Genomic DNA, 20611 nt, shown 5'->3' with positions numbered 1-20611 from the left:
CATGAACGCCGCGGGCTGCGGCAAAGGAGTCGAGCGATGAAGACGGTGCTCATCACGGGTTGCTCTTCTGGGTATGGCCTCGAGACCGCGCGCCATTTCCACGCGCAGGGCTGGAACGTGGTCGCCACCATGCGAACGCCGCGCGAGGACGTTCTCCCCCGTTCGGACCGGCTGCGCGTCGTTGCGCTCGATGTGACGAAGCCCGAGAGCATCGCCGCTGCGCTCGAGGCGAGTGGGCCCATCGATGTGCTCGTCAACAACGCGGGCATCGGGCTCCTGGGCGCCTTCGAGGTCACGCCGATGGCCACGGTGCGCGAGGTGTTCGAGACCAACACCTTCGGCGTGATGGCCATGACGCAGGCCGTGCTGCCCCAATTCCGCGCGCGCAAGTCGGGCGTGATCGTGAATGTGACGTCGAGCGCGACTTTGGCGCCCATGCCGCTGGTGGCCGTGTACACGGCGAGCAAGATGGCCATCGAAGGGTTCACCGCGTCGCTCGCATTCGAACTCGAGGCATTCAACGTGCGGGTCAAGCTGGTCGAGCCGGGTTATTGCCCGAACACGAGCTTCACGAGCAACGGGGGGGCCCGCATGGAAGGGCTGATCCCCGAGGCGTACGCGCCTTTTGCAGGGCGTATCTTCGCTTCTTTCGGGCAGCTCACTGCCGTGACGAGCGCGTCCGACGTGGCCGAGGGGGTGTGGCGTGCCGCGAACGACGCGACGGGAACCCTCCGTTTCCCGGCCGGTCCTGATGCGGTGGCGCTCGTCTCCTGAGACCAAAGAAGCCGCGGGTCGTCAGCGCGTCGTCTTTTTCCCGGCGAGGCCCCGACGATCGGCCGGCGCGGGGCCCGCGAGCGGCGCGTCGAAGAAATGAGCCATCCAGCGGAGCAGATCCTCCTCGGGCGCCGAGGGCATGACTTCCATGCGGACGTGCCAGAGATGCTCCCCCTCCTCGATGAAGCGCTCGTAAAGCTCGGCGCGGTCGCAGCCTTTCTCGACGTACGCCCATTCCACGATGCGCCGGCCCTTCTCGTCCCGAAGCTCGGCGACGCGGTCGAACCAGTTCACGAAGCTCGCGTCCGCCATCTCGTCGGTCACGTCCTCGCCATTCGCGTCGAACGACCTGACCGCATGACGAAACAGGCTTTGCCCCTCCGGCCGCGCGGCCCGGTGGTCGAACACCTCGACGACGACCGAGATGTATTCGTGGTCGTCGTATGCGAACTTCATCACGAGGTCCGCGGGCGTCTCGACGTCGACCTCGTCCTCGTCCGCGGCGCCGTCGTCTACGTTTTTCGCGACAGGCACGGCGTGGAAGCCCGGCGGCGGCTGGAGTGCCCGATAGCCCTTGCCCCAGCCGCCCGTCGCACGCGCGGCCGCCGCGGCTCGTTGCCGCGTGGCTTCGGTAGGCCCAGGCGGGGCCACGGCGGAACCCGACCCACGACACCCCGGCGGGGGCACGGCGGCGCGTTTGCCGGCCTCCGGGGCCGATGAATCGAGCGGGGCCGCGGGCGGCGCGGCGCCACAGGCGAGGAGGAGGGACAGGACGGGGAGCAGGACCAGGCTTCGCACGCCCGGACATCGTTCGGGCCTCCCGGAGTGTGACGGCGTTTCTGTTATGACGACGTCACGGGTGCCGTCATGGCCGCGTGACAATTGTTGCGCGCCCGCGACAGCTTGCGCGGGGCGCCTCTTGTCTGGCAGCCTCGCGAAACCCGGAGAGCCGTCGGCCGGATCGGTACGGTCCTTGCTGCTCCGGTCCGTGGTCGTCCGAGCTTTCCCATGTGGAAAACAGCATTCCGAAGATCTTCGCTGGCCTTCCTCCTCCTCGCGAACGTCCATTGCGGCCCGGGAAAGGAGAACCCCTCCGGCGGCGGCACCGGCGGCGCATGCACGAGCAGCGACAAGGCCATCCGGCTGGGCAAGCTCGTGAATCCCGAGGATGGCACGGTCCTCGACAAGGCGATCGTCGTGATCCACGAGGATCGAATCAGCTACGTCGGCACGGATGAAAAGCAGATCCCGTGCGGGGCCAGCGTCCTCGATTGGACGGCGTACACCGGTCTCCCCGGCCTCGTGGATGCCCATGTCCATTTCACCTACCAGACGGACCGGGCGCCGGGCACGCTCCCGTGGACCCGGGCCCCCTGGTTGATGAACAATCACCCCTACAAGCTCCTGGACCTCGCCCGAGCCGCCGCGCTGGCGACGCTCAAGACCGGCGTCACCACCACGATCGACAAGGGAGGCAGCGACTTCATCCTGAACCCCTTGCGCGCCGAGATCAGGTCCGGCAAGACGCCGGGCCCGCGGATGTACAACTCCATCGGCGGGATCTCCAATCAAAAATACCCGGGCGCGATTCCCCCCGATGCCTTGAAGGGCTGGGTGCAGCTCCAGGTGCTGCGCGGCGCCGATCTCGTGAAAGTGTGGGCCGACGGGTGCAGTGACAAGACGCTCGACTGCGTGCCGACGTTCACGTTCGACGAGCTCAAGCTGCTCGTCGACACGTCCCATCAAGAGGGGTTGCCCATCGCGATCCACGCGTACCACGAGGACACGGCCCGGCTCGCCATCATGGCCGGCCCAGACTCGATCGAGCACCCGGAGGGCCTCGATGTGGTGGACTGCGGCAACATGATCGACAGGGGGACGATCTACGTGCCAACCATCGATCACAACCGCTATTACAAGGACAACCTCGCGTTCTTCGGCTACGCCCCCGAGATGGAGGCGAAGTTCGACGCGTACATAAAGAAGAACCTCGCCAGCGTGACCCAGGCGCACCTGATGGGCGTGAAGATCGCCATGGGCTCGGACGCCGTGTTCACTGGATTCGGTGAAAATACGCAGGAGCTCGCCTGGTTCGTGAAGGCCGGGATGACCCCACTCGAAGCGCTCCGCGCCGCCACCCTCCATGGCGCCGAGAGCATCGGCGCCGCGCACGAGGTCGGAAAGGTCGCGGTGGGCTCCTTTGCCGACGTCATCGCGGTCGAGGGCGACCCGCTGGCGGACATCAACGTCGTCCTCCAAGGGGTCCGCAAGGTGATGATGGGCGGGCGGGTCGCGGAATTCTGACGAGGCCCGCAGGTGCCTGAAGCACACGTCCGACGCCGCGCAGCCTCCGCTGCGCGGGCGCTCGGGTCGGCCCTATGGCACGCTGCGGGCGTGCGGACGATGGTAGCGGCGCTCGGCTTGATCCTCGGCGCGTGGGGCACCATAAGCGACGCCGCGCAGTGGATTGGAGCATGACGAAATGAATCTCGAACGATGCCGCCCTGCGCGGCTCATGTCCGCGCTCGCGACGATGCTCATGTTGGCCGCGTGCTCGCGTACGACCCCGCCGCCGGTCTCTCCCGCGGCGGAGAGCGCGCCCATCATGGATGGAAGGGTCGACATCGGGGACGACCTCTCGCTGCACATCCATTGCATCGGCGAGGGCGTTCCCACTGTCGTCCTGGATTCAGGGTTGGGGTTGGACGGGAGCGCTTGGGCCGATGTCCAACCCGAAGTCGGCCGATTTACACGCGTTTGCGCATATGATCGTGCTGGCCGGGGGTACAGCAGTGCCGCGCCGAAACCCCACTCGAACCGGCAGATGGCGCACGAGCTTGGCGTGCTCTTGGACCGAGCGGGGCAGCGCGGCCCCTACGTGCTCGTGGGTCATTCGATGGGCGGAATGAACGTGCGGCTCTTCGCGAGCGAGCACGCCGATCGGGTCGCTGGCATGGTTCTCGTCGATGCCGTGGGCGACGAGCAGCCCTCTCGCTATTGGGCGCTCATGCCGGATGCCGCGATGGCCGAAATGCGGGACATGCTCGACAAGCTCCCCGAAGGGCTCGACTTCGACACCTTCGTTGCAGGTTTCGCCGACATGCGCGCCGCGAGCCGCTCGATGGGCGACGTCCCCCTCGTCGTCCTCACGCATGGAAGGGAAGACCCTCCGCCGCCCCAGGTCTCCTCGGCCGAGCAGACCATGAAGATCCGAGTGGCCTGGCAAGAGATGCAGACGGACCTTGCGAAGTTGTCGACGAATGCCGTGCACGTCACCGCGCCGAAAAGCGGCCATAACATGCAGTGGGAAGCGCCGCGTCTCGTGGTCGGCGCTATCCACCAGGTCGTGATTGCCGCCCGCGGGCACGGGCGAGTGAACTCCGCCGCGCTGCTGCCACTCGCGAACGATGCCGTCGCCAAGTAGGCCGCCCTCGCTCGCGACGTGGCTGCCCAACAAGCCGTTGCAGCCGACAATCGCTGTCGGTCGCCCGCTGGCGCGGGCTCCCTCTGGCGCTTGCGGCTGAACGCATGTACGTTGGGCGGCCGGGCGTCGCGGGAGATCTGGCCAGCTCCCCGCCAAGGTTTCCTTCTGCGCGAGCCCGCTGCAACCTTTGCCTACCACAACTCGGGGACGAGGTGACGCGAGTGAGTAAGCGGCTTCCATATCCACGCGAACTGTTCTCGACCATCTTCAATCTTTCTGACGATCCGTCGGACGTGAACGATGCTTTGCTTCAGACCCTCCTCGATACAGTCTTCTTCGCGAGCTTGATGCCCGAAGAAGGGGAAGCTGTTCCGATCGGTGTGGTGTACGAACACGAAGTCGCACTGGAACGCGTATATGACGACGGCAGTCAAGCCTGGTTGGTGTGGCGCATTCAAGAGTTCGACTTTAACGCTATCAATCTCAAGAAGATGGCTCACGGGGTGGAGTACGGTCGCGACCTTGTGGTGGTTGCCCCACGGGGAAATCAGCTCAAAATCACGGCGCTCGCAAGACGGGCGGCGTTCACGGACGGTGGCGCAGTCCTTCGCGTCGCGGCTCCCCGCCCCGGGGTCCTGGTCTTGGAAGGCAGAGCCGGGCAGCTGTGTGGCCGCTATAACCCCGGTGCAGAATCTCTGAGCGACGATGTTGCTGTCTTGTGGGAGGAGGGCCTGGTCTCGCAAGCATTAACCAAGTGCGGGATGGATCACCATCGCTGGATGCTTACTGAGATGCTTCGGCATGCGCGTGTGGCGAGGGCAGGTGCGATCTTCTACTGCATGAACGCGAGGTACGTGATGGATCCAGGCCAGGATCGACTTACCTACCAGTTCCAGAGTCCCTCTGACTTCGGAGAACTCGTCAAGAGGGAGCGGCGCCTGCTGTTCGAAGGTGTAGCCGCGGCACAGACTGACGGCCACTACAGCCCCGAGGAACTCGAACGCCGCGATCAAGTGAACGATGAATTCGATGGGGCACGTAGAAATTCCATTGCTACGGCGGAAATGCTTGGGCGTCTTGCCGCTAATGATGGGGCTGTCCTGATCGAGCCCGGATTTCACGTCGTGGGAAGCGGCTTCTTCGCGAGGAAAAACTTGGATGAGAAAGTTCCGAATCCTCGGTGGTGTCGTGATGCGGCAGGTACGCAGCGCATCGAGCGAGAGCATCGAGGCGGGGCGCGACACGCCGCTGGCTTTCGCTTTGCCTGGGAGAACAAGGGCTGTGTGGTCTTCATCGTGTCGTCGGATGGTCCTGTGACTTGCGCTCTCCGTGACGAACAAGACCTCCTTGCGTGGTCGGTGCAACTGCAGGAGACGTAGAATGGCCAGCCTTATTTATTGTACCAGATACGGCAGGTGCTTCGAGGCGCAGTTCAAGAGGCCGCCGAACAAGCCGCTGCTGCCGACGGTTCGGGCAGCCTCGCTCCGCTCGGCAACCCGCCCCGCGGCCGATCGGCCGATCGTTGGACGGGCAGCCAGCCTTTAGACGGCCACGGCAGCTTCGTTCCGGCTGGGGCTGAGCCGAGCGGCCGCGAGAGGGCCATCGGCAGAAGCGTCGCGCTCCCGTCGGCACGGCGTCCCGCCGGTCGCAAAAGGGTGCAGAGACCTGTTAGAGGTTTGCCCGCCGTGGCTCACCCGATCCTGCGTCAACTGCGCGTCACCCTTTACACGAGTACGCCCGAGGACTTCGTCTACGAGCTATCGGGGCGCTTCCGGCAGCTCCGGATCGCCGAGATGGTGGACGGGCGCGTACTGCCGGCCGGCGAGGTGCGTGCGCTCCTCGACGCGCTGACGTTGCTTGCAGGCGAAGCCATCCCCTCGCTCACCCGGCGCAACCCGCGCGTGGGGCTCGACGTCGTCGAGGTCGCAGAGTTCGCCTCGCTACGGGCCGGCGTGGAGCAGGCGCTCGCGGCCTGGGCCCCCCACCTCGGCCCCATGCTCGAGGTCTTCGGGGCGCGCCCGGCGGCGCGGCAGTACCAGCTTTCCAACTGGATCACCGACTTCGCGGCGGTGACGGGACGGCTCCGCGGGGTCTCCCTTGACGATTTCGTGGACACGGTCGGCGAGGGCCTGGAGCCCTGGGCCGCGTACGACACGAGAAAGGACCGATGGCGGTTCTACAAGAGCGGCTCCGAGGAGGTGTGGTGGCTGCTCTCCGCCATCAGCGGCGACTCCGACCTCGCCGCTCACGAGGGGAAGCGCTGGGTTCACAGCTTCTCCTCGATGTCGACAACGCCCGCGCCCACGCGCTTGGGTGCGAGCTGCGCCTGTTCTTCGTCGACACCCACGGAGACGACTACCTCTTCGTGGCGCTGCCGCCTCTGGCTTGCAAGTCCGCGGTGGAGCGCGGACTCCTCGAGGTCACGCCCTATGTGCCGCATCTGCCGACGAGGCCACGCTGGTCGCTGTGGCTCGTCGGCGTGGTGCTGCTGCCGGCGTGCTCGCCCTCGCCTACGCTCTCTACCCGGCCGCACGCACGTCGATCGAAGCCGTTTGCCTCGTGGGTCCTCTGATCCTCGCGATCAACCTGGGGAACCGATAGATTGAGCGCACCCTCGCCGCGCGCTTCCCAGCGGTGGCGCGCGCTCAAATCGCTGCGAGAGCGGTGAGGCTCCACCCGCATCGGAAGACAGAACCGCCCAACTCACGCCCTGAGGCCGACCGAAATGCGGACCGACGCGGCACCGTACAGCGGTACCGCCCAACGCTAGCTTCTGCCGCTGCGCGGAGCGCCGTCGGCAGCAGGCGCTTGTTGGGCGGGTCAGGGGAATATGCTGTCGAATCGATCGGCCAGCTCGCGTGCGAAGCGAATCAGTTTTGCTCCCTTTGGATCCCGAGGATCTGCGAGCTGCGTCACTATCGCAAGGTGGGTTGCTGGAAGTCCCATCACGTCGCCCTGTTCCCACGGGTACTCAAGGTGTGGGCCAGACTTGGCAACTGCAGGATGAGCCCTCTCGAGTGCCTGAATCATTGGCAGCACGTCCTTCCACGCGTGCCGCAGATTGAGGTAGTCATTCTGGTTCTTGATCGCGCTCACGAGCCGCGATGCCGCAACATGGTTGGTTCTGTTGGCGATGAAGCAGGGCTTGTCGGTGCGTGCGAGCGCGGCCTTTGCGAGCTTCTCGAATACCATCTGCAGAAGCATTGCCACGACGGACGCCGGCGACTTCTCGCTGCCGGCGACGATCTCGACTGCAAGAAGGTCCTCTTTCGCTTGTGCGAGAAGAGCATCTGACCACGCCCGCTCCGAGAGCGTGATTGGTCGAAAGTGCTCGTTAAGTAGCTGTTCGACATGCCTTCGTAAGGTAGAGTGCGCGCTCCTGCATTTCTCAGTATCCGGAGGCGTTGCGGCGAACTCTTCATCAACCCGAGTCAGCCACTTGCGTATGGATCGTTCGATTTCGGCGGCCATCGGTCGTCATCCAATCGGAACGAGCCTAGGTGATGAGCCCCAGGTCGCCGGCAGGTGCAGTTCCTGGCGGTCGAGCTGCTCCTTCTCTTCCGGGCTCAAGAGAATCACGACGGACGGAAATGGAACGTCGAGATCTGGGCGAGCGCTGAAGCGGAACGGCATGACCGATCCGGTGTTGCCGACTGAGCTGGACACCTCAAGCAGGCGCACCTCCGCCCCGGCCGGATCAGCGATCATAAAGATCTGCTGAATGTCAGGGTCCGCTCGCCTATGGGCGGCGGCGAGATCTCGGGCGACCTCTTCAACGGTCCTAGCGGGTTTCATGTTCGATAATGTAGCATGCCGGCGCGCATCTTGCTAGTTGCTAGCTGTCGGCCCGGGTTGAGTGCGCCAGCTCGGCGAGGACCGCGCACGGATCACGCTCACGGCAGTCGGGCGCGTCCAGGTTGCGGGGGCGACGAGCTCCGCCAGGCCCGGTGGAGCTTCCGGATGACTCCGCCCAACTACGTGTTGCAGACCGACGGAGCACGCTGCCTCGCTCCGCTCGACATCGGAGTCGGCGAGTCTGTGATCGGAGTGCCCCCTCTTCGACATCGGAGTCGGCGAGTCTGTGATCGGAGTGCCCCCTCTTCGACATCGGAGTCGGCGAGTCTGTGATCGGAGTGCCCCCTCTTCGACATCGGAGTCGGCGAGCCTGTGATCGGAGTGCCCCCTCTTCGACATCGGGGACGGCGAGTCTGTGATCGGAGTGCCCCCTCTTCGACATCGGGGACGGCGAGTCTGTGATCGGAGTGCCCCCTCTTCGACATCGGAGTCAGCGAGCCCGTGATCGGAGTCCTCACCCTCCGACATCGGAGTCGGCGAGCTCGTGATCGGAGTCCTCCCCCTCCCGACGTGGACATGCGATGCTCCCTCACGGGAGGGCATTCCATGTCCGCAAAGGTCCAGCATCCCGTCTTCGCGCCGAAAACCAAACCCCTCGTCTTTGGGCACCGCGGCACCCCGCTCTTGCATCAGGAGAACTCGATGGCCGGCTTTCGCCGGGCCGCCGCGATGGGCATCGCCGGCGTCGAGTTCGACGTCTTCCTGACCCGGGACGAGCGCGTCGTCGTTTTCCACGACGCCGACACCGAGCGCCTGACCGGCGTGAAGGGGCGCATCCAGGAGATGACCTGGGACGAGATCACAAAACTCCGCCTCCAGAAGCGCGTCGCCATGGGGAAGAATGCGCGCGGCGAAGAGATCGTGATCGATTTTCCCACCGAGGAGCCCATTCCGCTCCTCGAAGAGGTCCTCGCCGAAGTGTCGGGTCGGCTCTTGCTGGATATCGAGCTCAAGCCCGAGGTCCCGAGCTTCTCCGAGCGGCACGTCGGCGCGCACGTCGCCGAGATCGTCCGGCGCGCCGGCGCCGAGGCGCGTGTCGTGGTCACGTCGTTCGACTTCTGGAAGCTCGGCGCGGTCGAGAAGGCCTACGCCGCGCTGCATACCGGCATCGCCTACGACGACAACTTCCTCGACGGGATCGAGCCCTTCCTCCGCTCCCTGCCCGAGCTCCACGCCGAGATCGGGCGCGCCTCGGGCAACCAGAACCCCGAGATGCTCATCCATGCCCTGATGGAAGCGAATCCCGTCGGCTGGTCCTTCCACTCGACCGTGGTGAACGCCGAGCACACGCTCATCGATTCGGATACGGTCAAGCGGTTCCACGACCGCGCCATGGCCGTCGGCGCTTATACGATGTTCCCGCTCGATACGTCGTCCGTGAAGCATCCGCTCCCCGAGCCGGAGGAGATCGAGCGGATCCGGACGCTCGTGGCGTACGGGGTCGATTGGTTCGAGACGGACGATCCCGAGAAGCTCCAGGCGCTGCTCGGCTGAGCGCCGAGGTCATGCCTTGACGCCGGCCGTGTTGTTCGTTAGGCCGGATCTCCCCATGAAAACCAAATTTTTCCTGCTCGCTCTCCCGCTCGCGCTGGGCCTCTCGACGCGCGAGGCCGACGCCTCGATGTATCCGCCCAGCTATCCGACGTGTGGCATCGTCGACAGCGTCGATACGGGGCCCTTCGAGATCCTCCGGAACAGCGTGGACCTCTATGACGCCCACGCCCTGCTCACGGTCGCCTACCGCGGATATCTCCGCGACATGTATCCGGACGACGAGATCAACATCTACGTGCAGCTCAACGGCAACGGCGTTTTCCTGCCGGCGAGCGCCGGGACGAATGACGACGCGTACGTGGTGCTCGATTCGGGCCCGCGCAATTGCGTGTGGTGTAGCAATGGCGGCTACGGGGGGTCTTCGGTCTGCGACGGGCTCACGTTCCCGCCCTATTCGAGCGGGCAATGGGTCTGCGGCGACATGACGCCCACGGAGGCGGACCTGTTCTACTGGGCGTTCAACCAGAATGGCGCGCAGAACGCGTGGGACATCCAGGTCGCGGCCGAATCCCACGGCAACTGGGATAGTAACTGGGGCTGGAACTACGCGGCCCGCCTGGAGCCGCGTCTCACCTGTTCCTACTGAGCGCGGCTCCCTCGCGGAGGAAGCAACTCGACCGCGCCGTCCCGACCGCCCTCGTCCGCCGTCTCCGGCGCGTGCAACGGATCGGCGAACCCTTCCCACCCGCCCCCTCCCCGCAGTAACCTCCTGCCCCCCGATGCCGACCCTCACCCTTCAGCAGCTCGAGCGCCACCTCTTCGCCGCCGCCGACATCCTCCGCGGCAAGATGGATGCGTCCGAGTTCAAGGAATACATCTTCGGCATGCTCTTCCTGAAGCGGTGCTCCGACGTCTTCGACGCCCGCTACGAGGAGATCGTCGCCAAGAACATCACCGAGGGGCGCAGTCGCAAGGACGCCGAGAAGCGCGCCAACCACCCGACGCTCTACGCCGACACGTTTTTCGTCCCGCCCGAGGCACGGTGGAACCATCGACAATACCCACGATGAAGTAATGGCGCTTCTGAACGCCACCGAACTACGGGAGCGCAGTGACGGATGATGGCGACGAACGGCGATTCCTCAGCCGGAGGCGGCTGACAGCAGAAGACTTTCGGCTTGTCGGGTATGGCTCCGCCGTACGGCTGGCCTCCCGAGGGCACGGTCATTACATCATCTGCACACCCATGCCCTGATGATCGGGCCGTTGAACCGAGCGCGCAGCCGCCCTCCGCGATTCTGACAGAGACTCAATGCCAACTGTTTGCACACATTCTTGCCGTCGGTCTCTATGAGATCCGAGACCCAGTTATCGCAACACCGCACGCGACACTTTCCCACCGCCGCCGCGAGTGCCGATGCCCCCTCGTCGGTATTCTCCTCTTGCGAGACTGAAAGCTCTCCAACGGCCTCCGCGCCAACCTCTTCGACGCCTCCCTGTTCTTCGGCGCTCGCTCCACGTGCGAACGCGCAAAGGGCCGCGAACCCGAAAACTGCGATGAACTTGTGATTGATGTGGTGCTTCATGCGCGGACGTATTGCAGCGTCCGTACCTGTATGAAGTGAGCCATCCCAACGCACCGTAGGCGGACTCGATTGACGTGCACCCCGACTGGATCAGGTTCAGTACAGGCCCTCGCAACTGATTTAATCGGAGGTTCTCATGTTGAATTCCAGCCGATTCTGTATTCTGCCGCTCGTCGCCGTCATGGGAGCGTTGACGGGGGGATGCGTCGCCAGTCTGGACAGCGAGGATGGGGCATACGACGTCGAAGGCGTTGATGACGCCGCCGACGCCCTCATGGTGCAACGATCGAACAGGTGGCGAGACATCGAACGAGAGGGGAACCGGCGCGGGTTCCACACGACGTCAACTTATAGGGGACACCATAACCCCGGCAGCGCACACTACGAGGGGCGCGCTGTAGACTTCCGCTCGCGCGACCATACTCGGGCGGAGGGCGACAGATTTATGCGGGAGATGCGGGGCCTGGGGTACCACGTCATCGACGAGCGTGATCGTCCCGCCGGACGTGTATGGAGCGGGCCGCATATCCACGTCGAGGACAGGCGGCGATAGCCCTACGGCATCGTGCCGGAGAGCTGCACGCCGCCACCATCCGTGGCGATCTGCGGCGTGATGATGACGTTCGGCGGATGCGGGGGACGGGTCTCACTCAGCCGGCGGAGCCTGACAGCAGAAGACTTTCGGCTTGGCGGGGATCGCTTCGCCGTATGGCTGGCCTCCGCTTGGAATGCAGGCGCCGGTCCTCATGTCATGGCTCGATTGAGCCGGGCCACGTGACGCCCACCTTCCGAAGCATCTGTTGGGCTTCAAGCAGTCGCTCCGGGTCGGGCGGGGTGGGCAGCAGCGTCGCAAGCTCGTCGGTCGTCAGCTCCGTGGGGCCCTTCAGGACGCGGGCGGTCACGGCGTCTATGATCGCGTGGATGGGGGCGGCGCTCGGTTCGTCCGCCCGGAACTTGACTCCGTCACTACACGCCAGCGGCAGGCGATCGCCTCGGAGCAAGCCCCACGCGACGAGCCGGGGTACGCCCGCCAATGTCGGGTCGTCGAAGATCGTACCGGCGACACGATCGCCGTAAAGCCAGAAGCCTACGCCCGCATCCATCTGCCCATGCTCGGGTCCCACTCCGAGCAGACCGACGGCCAGCACGAGCGCGGGCTCCAGCTCAGCGGGGAACCCTGGCACGGCCCCGCGCACGTCGTCCGGGCCACCCGTTACCGCGTCGACCGACAGGCCGAGCTGCTCCAGCGGGCCAAACCCGAGTTCGTACGCGAGGCCTACGACGCCCGCTTCGGTCCACGCCACGACGTCGTAGGCCCCGCATCCGTTGCCATTGTAGAATGCACCCCTCTGGAGGTCGCCCGTCCAATCCGCTTGGGCGCAGGGCGTGAAGTTGTGGCGCTTGAGCGGGTCCAGATGCGCGAGGATGACTTCGACGTAGGCGCGCAGAGCGGCGCGCACGATGGCATTTCGGTCGAAGACGACGCGTCCGAAGCGGCTAGCCATCGCGATCATGTGGCCTCGACTAGGCCACGTGGCTCCGCAGCGCGACGTCCGTGCTCGGGTTTCCCAGGAGCGGGATTCGATACCGCATGCACGGCTCTTCAACCGGCTCCGTGCATTCGGTCGACGGGTCGGTCGGGGGGTCGGGTGGAGTCGGGCACGAATCGACAGGGCCCGGATCGAGAGGTGACCCGCACGCACCCGTCATCCCTGCCCCACAGAAGCCCATCACCAGCACGCACAGCATTGTCGAGCGGCGTCTCCTCAGTGCCCGCATGGGGTACCGAATCGCACGTTGCTCGGCCGGGCGACAAGGGAAAACGAATCAGGGGGGGCTCACGATGCGCCCGGGAGGCCGAGCTGCGGCACAAGCTCATCAAGGCCCGCAAGGCGTTCTTCGACGCCCTCTGGAACGCCACCGGCCCCGGCACCAAGCTCACGATGCTGGCAGCGTCGTGAGAATGAATTTGGTTGGGCGAGCTTCAGCCTCCAGCCAATTCATCACCGAACGCTTCATGTATCCGGCGGCCGACAGCAAAAGGTCACCGCCTGCTCGGGGTCTTCCTGCACGTCTCCGCTCGGCTCTCCACCACTCGGCTCGCACGCGCCCGGGAGATACGCTGGCGGCGTGATCTCCTTGCTGCCGATCGGCAGGCCTGTGGGGAACACGTTCGTGCATTGCTCGCCGAAGGACGCGATCGGGTCGTCCGAGAGGAGCTTCGAACACGCGCCATCCTCGAACGTGCGGACGCGCGCGAGGCATCCGCCGCCGACGGCCGCGCCACACGCGCATGCCGTGCACGCGCGTCCTTCGATCCAGCCTTGCCGCTCGTTCGTCACCTCGTACACGACGAACCGCTTGCCCTTGTCCCAGCCCGTGGGGCACGTGTGCTCCCCCGTCCGCTTGACGCACGTGTGAAACGCGTCGGGCATGGGGCGGATCGACGGTAGACACGAGAGACTCGTGGCGTTGCACGTCGGGATCAGGCAGCCGATCGCCGAGGTCTTCCACGTGGGCTCGGGCAGGCCGTAATGAGCGACGGGGAGCGGCTCTGCGAAAGGCTCGCATGCTTCGCCGACGGGAGGCCCGAGGGGCGAGACGACAATCGACTGCGCGCACAAGACGGAGCCGCACATCGCGCCCGCGGCGAGGGCGTGCGCATTGGTGCAGGAGCCGTCCCACCCTTCCGGTCCGTCAAATGGCAAGCTCGTGCCCGCGGCATCGCAGATCGCGGCGCGGATCTCGATGGTCTCGGGGAGCGTGGTGCATGCGCCAGTCGGTTCGGTGCATTTGCACGGATCGCAGTTCGCCGGCGGGGCGGAGACGTCTGCGCGGCCGAGGAAGACCGGGAAGGCCTCCTCTCCGTCGGCACCAAGTGCGGGGCAGCGCGTGGGGGCCTCGGTCGAGGGACCGTGCCAGAGCGCGCGGAGATCCCAGTCGTCGGGGGGGGGCGGGATGCAGGGGCCTGCGCAGCCGATGGCGGAGGAGGTGCTGGCGTCGTTCGCGTCCGGTCCGGCGTCCCAATCCGGTGGTACGCAGCTACCGTCTTCCAGGCAGAGGTAGTTGTCGGGGCACGGAGTATACACGGGGTCGCACGGAATTGTCGTATGCTGGACGCCACACCCCTCGACAGCCAACGCGGCGGTTGTTCCAAACAGAGCGCATAAAACGATCCAAAAACGCATACGAGCACGGTACCCCAGGGACAAACCTGTGTCAACGAACGGCTGCCATGACGCTGAGCCCGGCCATGATCTGACTGCTGCTCCATGAGGTTCGCTCCCCGCGTAGGCCACCGATGCCGAGCGGGTAGGCATCCATCAGTACGACAGCGTCGAGAGCGATGCGTAACTTGAGCGGCCCGAGGGGCACCGTGGCAATGCCCCCCGCGCCAAAACCGCCGAAACGATACCACTCGGAGAAGGGTGGGGTGCGTGGTGCGACCCTCGAGCGATGGAGTGCGCCGCCGCTTGCGAGGAGGCAGCCGGAGAACCAGCGCACCGTACCGCAAACACCAGGCCAGACGCCGATGAGCGCGCCGCTGACGGCGGTACTCTCGTCACGAGGCGAGAAGGCACCTCGTACATCGAGACGCCACGATACGACCTCGCCGGCAGGCCATTCCGAGGATGCGACGAGGCCCATCGCCGGCAGCGGGGAGAGCGCGCTATAGACGACCGTGGTTCCGACAAACGGCGTCCACCGCCGCGGAGGCGGACTTGGGGAGCGCGGGTTCGGCGACTTCGAGGGTGTGGTGCTTGGGGGGATTGCCGCCGCGGGCATCGCGGGTGCTGACGGCGGGGCAGAGCTCGACGAAGACGGCGGCGGGATGGGCTCGAGCACGAGCAGCGGCACGGTCTCACGCCCTCCCTTCGACGCATCGACCGTCTGCACCGCGTCCTTGAACCCCGACAGCCTCGCGCGGATCTCGTGACGCCCTGGCTTGACAAACACATAAAAATCGTTTCTCCCGATCGACGCAGGTTCGAGCTCGCCATCGATCCACACCTCCGCGCCGAGGTGAGAGACGGTGATGTCGAGGCGACACACCTGCGGGCGCGCCCGCTCGAACGCCGCGACGATCTGCCGCCGCTCGCTGGGCGGGATGTCGTGTCCGTCGATGAACGCCAGGAAGAGGTGTTGCACGGCCTCTGCGATCGCCCCTCCCTCCAGGGCAATGAGCCCGAGACGGCCGCGGATCCGAGCGTCGTCACGAATCTGGAGCGCGTCGGAGTAGGCCTCGACCGCCTCGGAAAGCCTGCCCGCGGCGCGGGCCTTGTCGCCCTTGCGCGAGAGCTCCGCGAAGCGCGCGGCGCGAACGGCCGCGGAGCTCGTGCTCGGCGAGGAACTCGGTCCATCGTCGGCGCGCGCGAGCCTGGGGACGAGGAGCAGCACGAGCACGAGCCACGCGAGGCGAAGGTACATCGAGCTCGATCGTATCCGGGGACGAACCACGCCGGAGGAACGAAGCTTCATCCCCGCCGCTTCTTGCGGTCGAAGATGCCGGCTGTCGCATTCCACGCGACGAGGTGGAGTGTGTCCATCACGTGCTCCTTCTCTTCTTCCGTGAGCTGATACCCGACAAACTTGGCTCGATTCCGCTCTTGCCCTGGTTTGAGGCTCTTGGTGTTGATGTACAGGCAGCCGTCGGTGCCGAAGGCAAACTCCGTCGGGATCACCGCGGGCGGGGCTTCGTCTTCGAGGACCCCGGCGACCTTGGGTTCGTCGGGCTTCGTGGTGCGCGTGGCCCTCCGCGGGCGTGGGGTCGAGGGGGCTGCGGTTTGGCTCTGGGGTTGACGTTTGGGCATGATGATCACCTTGAAGGGCGTGGTGGTTTCGTGGATTCGGGGGGCCTTACTCCCGACCTCGCTTGAGCGGGGGTTTCGTGGCCCGCAATCGTTTCAGCGCCTCCGGGGAGAGCGTGCCGCTTGGGCTCACGCTCGACGCGGAAGTGGAGTTCGCGGAGCGCGGCGAAGAGGGCGTGGGGGCCTCCGTGGGATGCGAACGCGGCGGCGGCGCCGCGCCGGTCGGGTCGAGCGCGAACACCATCGGCGGCACGTCGAGGCCCGCGCAAGCCTGGTGGGGTTTGTCGTCGTCCAACTGCAGGGTGACCATCACGAGGCCGGCGGGAGCGACTACGACGACCACCACCAAGATGAGGAGGGCCAGAAGGACCCCGACGGGACCCATGGAGAGGACAGAGGGTGTGGCCGGCACTCTCGGGAGGGATGGCGGTGGTGGCGCCGGGGGATGCGGAGGCTCGCCAGGACCCCCAGGCCCACCAGGTCCCCCAAACGAGGGCAAACGGCCCTCGGCTTCCCAGATGGCGCACATCGCGGCCTTGAACTCGGGCCGGATGGCGAGCAGGCCCGGGAGCAGGAGCGCGCCGCGCCGACGGTCCTTTTCCTCGTCGTTATGGCCGCGAATTCGTCGCCAGAGCTCCGAACAGGTCCGCCAAACCCGCGATTGCACGCTGGACGGGGTGAGGCCCTCTTCCTCGGCGATGTCTCGATCGGTGCGGTCGTAGATCCTGCTCGCCACGACCAGACGCCTCGTTTGCGGATCGAGCGCGTCGAGGGCCTCCATCAAGGCGAGAGCCTCGGCGGCCTGCTCTTCGATGTCCCCCTCGGGGGGGAGTTCGTCCGGCGCGCGCGTGTCGTCCAGCCGGGCGGCTTCCCGCGCCGCACGTTGTCGCAGACGGTCGGCCACGCGCGCGGCGAGCTTGAACAACGCGAGCTGCGCCTCGCGCGGGGTCGCAGGGATCAGCTCGAGATTTTTCCCGACCTCGGCCCATACATCCTGCGCGGCATCCGCCGCATCCCGGTCGCAGAGCCGAAGATATCGGAACCACCTCGGCAGGAACTCCGCGTACCTCCGGTAAAGGTCGAGGAACGACGGCGAGGGGACAGGTTCGGTGGTCACACCTCTACTGGACAGCTCAGAGGCGTTTTCATGCAGGCCGTGTCGATTTTCTCGTCGGCGGGTTCTATGTTACAAACCGCGACGAGCGTTTGCACACCGAGCTCGCGCTGGTGCAGCAACGGCGGATGCGGAGGGTCTTCGGTCGTTCGAAGGGGGCGGGAGCGTGGCTCCCTGCGTCGGCACGGGGCAGCCGAGGGCGACGATCAGCAGCAGCGCTTCATGGCCGCCACGCGGGCCTGCGGCTTTGCCCCGATCGGGGGGTATTTGGCGATCTGGTCCAGGAAGGCCGCGAGGTCGACCCTCTTGCCATTCGACCACGTGCCGTTCACCTTGACCTCCTCCACGAGACGATCGATCGGGACCGCATAAGGATCGGCGGAGAGCTCGACGAAGTCCGCGAGCTTGCCGACCGTGATGGAGCCGAGGTCGTGGTCGCGCTTCAGGTGGTAAGCGGCGTGCATCGTGTGCGCCAGGAGCGCGTCGTGCAGGATGACCGCCTGCTCGGGGCCATGGAGCCGGCCCGACGGCGTGCGGCGCGTGACCATCGATTGGACGTTGAGCAGCGGGATGGGCGGGCTGACGCACCCGTCATTGTGGAAGGACACCGGCGCGCCGGTCTTCATCGCGTCCCCGGCCTGTACCCATTGCCTGCCGATCTCGGACGGGAACATCGTGCCGTCGAGCACGTCGCCCCAGTAGATGAACTGGAACGGCGGCAGCGAGATCATCACGCCGAGGGACGCGGCGCGCTCGAATTGATCGCCGCGACAGCCTCCGCAATGCTCCACGCGCCAGCGATGATCGGTGCCGAGCAAGCGGTGCTTGACGAGCGCGCGCTGGTAGGCGTCGAGCACGACATCGAGCGCGATATCGCCATTGCAGTGAAAGGCAAATTGCCAGCCTTGCGCCGCGTACTTGTCGAGGAGCTGGTCGAGCTCCACGCGCGAGTAATTGAGGTTGTCCGTCCCGCCGGGGCCGATCGGGATGCCTGCATCACGCACGCGCTTGTTGTCCAGGTACGGGAACGAGGAGGCGATGCTGCCGACCCACGGCGACCCATCGGCCCACAACTTGATTCCCTGCTTCCAGAGCCGGCTCTCCAGGTTGGGGACGGGCACCTCGTCGCCGCAATCGGGCTCGATCGACATGTGGTAGAGCGCCAGGCGCAGCGGCGAATTGTCCACGGACGCGAGCGCGAGGTAATACGGGAGCATTTCCGTCTGGTAGGTGTGCTCCGACGTCATGGTGATGCCGTTCGTCGCCATCAATTTGTACCAGAGCGCCGTGGAGGGCAGCGGATCCGGGATCACGGCGTGGAGCACGTAGCCCACGGCGCTCAGGATCGCGGCCGTCTCGTAGGCGCGGCCGTTCGAGGCGCCGAGGGTCAACGTGGGGTCGGCATCGACGTCCTTTTGCGTCACCCTGCCGTAGCTCGCACCCGTCGGATCCGCGACGGGCTTGCCGTCGGGAAATACGGTGGGGTTTCCCGCGATGACCGAGCTGCTGAAATAAACCTCGTGCCCGGAGTTGTCGATGATCACCGCTTTGCGGCCCGAGGGGAAGCAGCCATCGAGATCCTTGTTCGTGAGCTCCGGCGCGCCCTGGAGCATCCGATCGAGGCCATTGCAGATCACCGGCTGGCCCTCGGGGAGCTCGCGATCGAGCTGCGCCCAGAAGGCCTTGAGCTTCTCGTAGGTCGAGAAGTCGTATTCCTTTGTCTTCTCGTTCTGGATGTAGGGCGAGATCCAGTACGCCGGGGCCTGGGTGACCATGCCGCCGTTCAGCGGATGGCTGTGCGGGTCGATGAAGCCTGGCATCAGCACGAGCACGCCCAAATCGTGCACGCGGGCCTCGGGGGCCGACGCGCGCACCTCGTCGAACGAGCCGACGGCGGTGATCTTGCCGGAAATCGAGTCGAAGGCGACGGCCTCGGCGCGCGGCTGGGCCGGGTCCATGGTGATGATGGAGGAAGCCTTGAGGATGACGTTTGCGGACATCGGATGCCTTTCCGTTCGGAGTTTCGGCGAGGCTTTTTGCAATGCCGATGCCACGTGGAATGCCCGCGTTTTCGGGGGGGAGGGGCGGGGGCGAGGTGTACGTGTACGTGTACGTGTACGTGTACACGCCGCCGGGGAGCCGCCGCGGCTCCGGCTCACCCGCGATAATCGTTCGGATCGACGCCGCACTTCTCCATCCACCGATGGATGTGGATCCGTGATTTTCCCAGGATGCGGGACACGGCCGTGACGTTGCCCCGGTGCGTCTGAAGCAGGGAGACGAGCTGCGCACGAAGCTCCTCCGTGCTCGATGGCACATCTTTCTCGGGCCCGAGCTTCGCGGGCGCCTTCACGACGCCCTCGGGCAGGTGCGATAGCTCCACCACACCCCGCTCGGCGAGCCCCACGCCCACCGTGAGGACCTGCTTCAGCTCCCGAATGTTGAGGCTCCATGCATGCGAGAGCAGCCGTCGCCCGGCCGTGACGCTCAAGCGGGCCTCCCGCGCGCCCGGGACATTCGTGTGTCGCAAGAGATCGCCGATCAAGATCCCCAGGTCCTCGATGCGCTCGCGGAGCGGCGGGAGCATGTGCTTGTAGCCCGCGAGGCGCGCCAGGAGATCACTTCGGAATTCGCCTTGCAGGCATAACAAGTCGAGGGATTTGTGCGTGGCCGCGAGGACACGCACATCCACGAGGGTCGGGCGGGTCCCGCCCACGGGGACGACCTCGCGCTCCTGGAGGGCGCGAAGGAGGGTGGCCTGCGCGGGCAAGGGCAGGTCCCCAATCTCGTCGAGGAACAACGTTCCCCCGTCCGCGCTGCGGATGTAGCCCGGCTCGTCGCGGTGCGCCCCCGTGAACGCGCCCTTCACGTGACCAAAGAGCTGGCTCTCCACGAGGGACGAGGTCAATCCACCGCAATGGACGGCGACCCAAGGCCCCGGGCGGCCCGAGAGCGCGTGGATGCCCCGCGCGAGCACCTCCTTGCCCGTGCCGGTCTCGCCGAGGAGCAAGGTCGAAATCGGCAAGCGCGCGATACGAACGAGCGTGCCGAGGCCTGCGGCGACGGCGGGCACGAGGCTCGCGAGCCCGGAGGCCTCCGGAGGGCGAAGCGCGCTGTCGACGTCATCGTCCGCGCCGGGCGGCGCGGGCAAGGCCGCGCGATACCGCAGGACGACCGACCCTATCTCGATGAAATCCCCGTCCCGAATGGGCGCCCGGGTGACGCGCTCCCCGTTGACGCAGCAGCCATTCTTCGAATCGAGATCCTCGAGGAGCCATTCGTCCTTCCGGCGAACGAGGCGCGCGTGTGCTCTCGACACGGTCGACGACGGGAGGCGCAGCACGAGCCGCCGCGCGCCGCCCTCGTCCACGCGGGATGCCGCGCGCGTGGCGCCGCGCCCGATCGTGATCTCATCGATCCCGACGAGGCTGTACCGCGCGCCGCCGAGGGGCGGGTTATCGTTGTGGAGCACGACGAAAAGAAAGGGGAGGGGGCGGGCAGGCGCGCGCAGCTCGTTCTCCGGCACGTCCTCGGTCGTGGTGAATGTCTCGTTCAT

Annotated in this window: 18 protein-coding genes and 1 pseudogene; 8 read left to right on the top strand and 11 right to left on the bottom strand. The window is 66.1% G+C overall.

Features of this window, described 5'->3' with window-relative positions; all coding sequences use genetic code 11:
• Nucleotides 1-36 precede the first annotated feature (36 nt).
• Nucleotides 37-774 (top strand): SDR family oxidoreductase, encoded by a 738-nt coding sequence (locus QHF89_RS04865; RefSeq protein ID WP_136967279.1) that lies wholly within the window; start codon nucleotides 37-39, stop codon nucleotides 772-774.
• Between the two features lie 21 nt (nucleotides 775-795).
• Here QHF89_RS04865 and QHF89_RS04860 read toward each other — a convergent pair whose 3' ends face one another.
• Nucleotides 796-1572 carry a hypothetical protein gene (locus QHF89_RS04860; RefSeq protein WP_136967280.1) on the bottom strand — a complete coding sequence of 259 codons (777 nt, stop codon included), beginning with the start codon at nucleotides 1570-1572 and terminating at the stop codon, nucleotides 796-798.
• Between the two features lie 210 nt (nucleotides 1573-1782).
• Here QHF89_RS04860 and QHF89_RS04855 point away from each other — a divergent pair, with 210 nt between their 5' ends.
• The 4 genes from QHF89_RS04855 to QHF89_RS04840 all read left to right on the top strand — a co-directional run bounded on the left by QHF89_RS04855 (nucleotide 1783) and on the right by QHF89_RS04840 (nucleotide 6770).
• Nucleotides 1783-3078: an amidohydrolase family protein gene (locus QHF89_RS04855; RefSeq protein ID WP_136967281.1), complete on the top strand. Its 1296-nt coding sequence runs from the start codon at nucleotides 1783-1785 to the stop codon at nucleotides 3076-3078.
• Between the two features lie 178 nt (nucleotides 3079-3256).
• Nucleotides 3257-4198, top strand: a complete 942-nt coding sequence (locus tag QHF89_RS04850; protein ID WP_136967282.1) for an alpha/beta fold hydrolase — start codon at nucleotides 3257-3259, stop codon at nucleotides 4196-4198.
• Between the two features lie 221 nt (nucleotides 4199-4419).
• On the top strand, nucleotides 4420-5577 hold the full coding sequence (locus QHF89_RS04845; protein WP_136967283.1) for a putative sensor domain DACNV-containing protein: 1158 nt from the start codon (nucleotides 4420-4422) through the stop codon (nucleotides 5575-5577).
• A gap of 824 nt (nucleotides 5578-6401) precedes the next feature.
• Nucleotides 6402-6770 (top strand): hypothetical protein, encoded by a 369-nt coding sequence (locus QHF89_RS04840; RefSeq protein WP_284720064.1) that lies wholly within the window; start codon nucleotides 6402-6404, stop codon nucleotides 6768-6770.
• Nucleotides 6771-7018: 248 nt separating this feature from the next.
• Here the strand turns inward: QHF89_RS04840 and QHF89_RS04835 are convergent, their stop codons facing one another.
• Both QHF89_RS04835 and QHF89_RS04830 read right to left on the bottom strand, forming a co-directional pair.
• Nucleotides 7019-7669, bottom strand: a complete 651-nt coding sequence (locus tag QHF89_RS04835; RefSeq protein ID WP_136967284.1) for a hypothetical protein — start codon at nucleotides 7667-7669, stop codon at nucleotides 7019-7021.
• 6 nt (nucleotides 7670-7675) lie between these two features.
• Nucleotides 7676-7993: a hypothetical protein gene (locus QHF89_RS04830; RefSeq protein WP_136967285.1), complete on the bottom strand. Its 318-nt coding sequence runs from the start codon at nucleotides 7991-7993 to the stop codon at nucleotides 7676-7678.
• A 606-nt stretch (nucleotides 7994-8599) separates the two neighbouring features.
• Between QHF89_RS04830 and QHF89_RS04825 the strand changes: the two genes are divergently transcribed.
• The 3 genes and pseudogenes from QHF89_RS04825 to QHF89_RS04815 form a co-directional block, all read left to right on the top strand.
• Nucleotides 8600-9547 carry a glycerophosphodiester phosphodiesterase gene (locus QHF89_RS04825; RefSeq protein ID WP_284720063.1) on the top strand — a complete coding sequence of 316 codons (948 nt, stop codon included), beginning with the start codon at nucleotides 8600-8602 and terminating at the stop codon, nucleotides 9545-9547.
• A 55-nt stretch (nucleotides 9548-9602) separates the two neighbouring features.
• Nucleotides 9603-10193 (top strand): hypothetical protein, encoded by a 591-nt coding sequence (locus QHF89_RS04820; RefSeq protein ID WP_136967287.1) that lies wholly within the window; start codon nucleotides 9603-9605, stop codon nucleotides 10191-10193.
• Nucleotides 10194-10326: 133 nt separating this feature from the next.
• A pseudogene (locus QHF89_RS04815) lies at nucleotides 10327-10593 on the top strand (type I restriction-modification system subunit M N-terminal domain-containing protein); the annotation flags it as partial.
• A 186-nt stretch (nucleotides 10594-10779) separates the two neighbouring features.
• On the opposite strand, the gene QHF89_RS04810 reads toward QHF89_RS04815, so the two are convergent.
• From QHF89_RS04810 to QHF89_RS04775, 8 genes are all read right to left on the bottom strand, one after another.
• Nucleotides 10780-11133, bottom strand: a complete 354-nt coding sequence (locus QHF89_RS04810) for a hypothetical protein (protein ID WP_136967289.1) — start codon at nucleotides 11131-11133, stop codon at nucleotides 10780-10782.
• A 749-nt stretch (nucleotides 11134-11882) separates the two neighbouring features.
• On the bottom strand, nucleotides 11883-12647 hold the full coding sequence (locus QHF89_RS04805) for a hypothetical protein (RefSeq protein ID WP_136967290.1): 765 nt from the start codon (nucleotides 12645-12647) through the stop codon (nucleotides 11883-11885).
• 501 nt (nucleotides 12648-13148) lie between these two features.
• A complete protein-coding gene (locus tag QHF89_RS04800; RefSeq protein WP_136967291.1) occupies nucleotides 13149-14222 on the bottom strand; it encodes a hypothetical protein in 1074 nt (357 codons plus the stop codon).
• Between the two features lie 130 nt (nucleotides 14223-14352).
• Nucleotides 14353-15561: a hypothetical protein gene (locus QHF89_RS04795; RefSeq protein WP_136967292.1), complete on the bottom strand. Its 1209-nt coding sequence runs from the start codon at nucleotides 15559-15561 to the stop codon at nucleotides 14353-14355.
• Between the two features lie 47 nt (nucleotides 15562-15608).
• Nucleotides 15609-15944, bottom strand: coding sequence for a hypothetical protein (locus QHF89_RS04790; RefSeq protein WP_136967293.1), 336 nt, complete (start codon nucleotides 15942-15944; stop codon nucleotides 15609-15611).
• A 46-nt stretch (nucleotides 15945-15990) separates the two neighbouring features.
• Nucleotides 15991-17058, bottom strand: a complete 1068-nt coding sequence (locus QHF89_RS04785; protein WP_136967294.1) for a sigma factor-like helix-turn-helix DNA-binding protein — start codon at nucleotides 17056-17058, stop codon at nucleotides 15991-15993.
• A gap of 203 nt (nucleotides 17059-17261) precedes the next feature.
• Nucleotides 17262-19055, bottom strand: coding sequence for an amidohydrolase (locus QHF89_RS04780; RefSeq protein WP_136967295.1), 1794 nt, complete (start codon nucleotides 19053-19055; stop codon nucleotides 17262-17264).
• Nucleotides 19056-19210: 155 nt separating this feature from the next.
• On the bottom strand, nucleotides 19211-20611 hold the full coding sequence (locus QHF89_RS04775) for an FHA and sigma-54 interaction domain-containing protein (RefSeq protein ID WP_284720062.1): 1401 nt from the start codon (nucleotides 20609-20611) through the stop codon (nucleotides 19211-19213).

The organism is Polyangium sorediatum, assembly GCF_029946465.1.
Lineage (GTDB): Bacteria > Myxococcota_A > Polyangia > Polyangiales > Polyangiaceae > Polyangium > Polyangium fumosum.
Note: the sequence above shows the minus strand (reverse complement) of the source record. Positions and strands in the feature narration are given on the sequence as shown.

Bases quoted from the DNA above. Each gene is read 5' to 3' on its own strand.
- QHF89_RS04790 (WP_136967293.1), bottom strand. From the start codon at position 15,944: ATGCCCAAACGTCAACCCCAGAGCCAAACCGCAGCCCCCTCGACCCCA.
- QHF89_RS04855 (WP_136967281.1), top strand. From the start codon at position 1,783: ATGTGGAAAACAGCATTCCGAAGATCTTCGCTGGCCTTCCTCCTCCTC.
- QHF89_RS04820 (WP_136967287.1), top strand. From the start codon at position 9,603: ATGAAAACCAAATTTTTCCTGCTCGCTCTCCCGCTCGCGCTGGGCCTC.
- QHF89_RS04835 (WP_136967284.1), bottom strand. From the start codon at position 7,669: ATGGCCGCCGAAATCGAACGATCCATACGCAAGTGGCTGACTCGGGTT.
- QHF89_RS04850 (WP_136967282.1), top strand. From the start codon at position 3,257: ATGAATCTCGAACGATGCCGCCCTGCGCGGCTCATGTCCGCGCTCGCG.
- QHF89_RS04810 (WP_136967289.1), bottom strand. From the start codon at position 11,133: ATGAAGCACCACATCAATCACAAGTTCATCGCAGTTTTCGGGTTCGCG.
- QHF89_RS04865 (WP_136967279.1), top strand. From the start codon at position 37: ATGAAGACGGTGCTCATCACGGGTTGCTCTTCTGGGTATGGCCTCGAG.
- QHF89_RS04775 (WP_284720062.1), bottom strand. From the start codon at position 20,611: ATGAACGAGACATTCACCACGACCGAGGACGTGCCGGAGAACGAGCTG.
- QHF89_RS04825 (WP_284720063.1), top strand. From the start codon at position 8,600: ATGTCCGCAAAGGTCCAGCATCCCGTCTTCGCGCCGAAAACCAAACCC.
- QHF89_RS04830 (WP_136967285.1), bottom strand. From the start codon at position 7,993: ATGAAACCCGCTAGGACCGTTGAAGAGGTCGCCCGAGATCTCGCCGCC.
- QHF89_RS04795 (WP_136967292.1), bottom strand. From the start codon at position 15,561: ATGTACCTTCGCCTCGCGTGGCTCGTGCTCGTGCTGCTCCTCGTCCCC.
- QHF89_RS04780 (WP_136967295.1), bottom strand. From the start codon at position 19,055: ATGTCCGCAAACGTCATCCTCAAGGCTTCCTCCATCATCACCATGGAC.
- QHF89_RS04805 (WP_136967290.1), bottom strand. From the start codon at position 12,647: ATGATCGCGATGGCTAGCCGCTTCGGACGCGTCGTCTTCGACCGAAAT.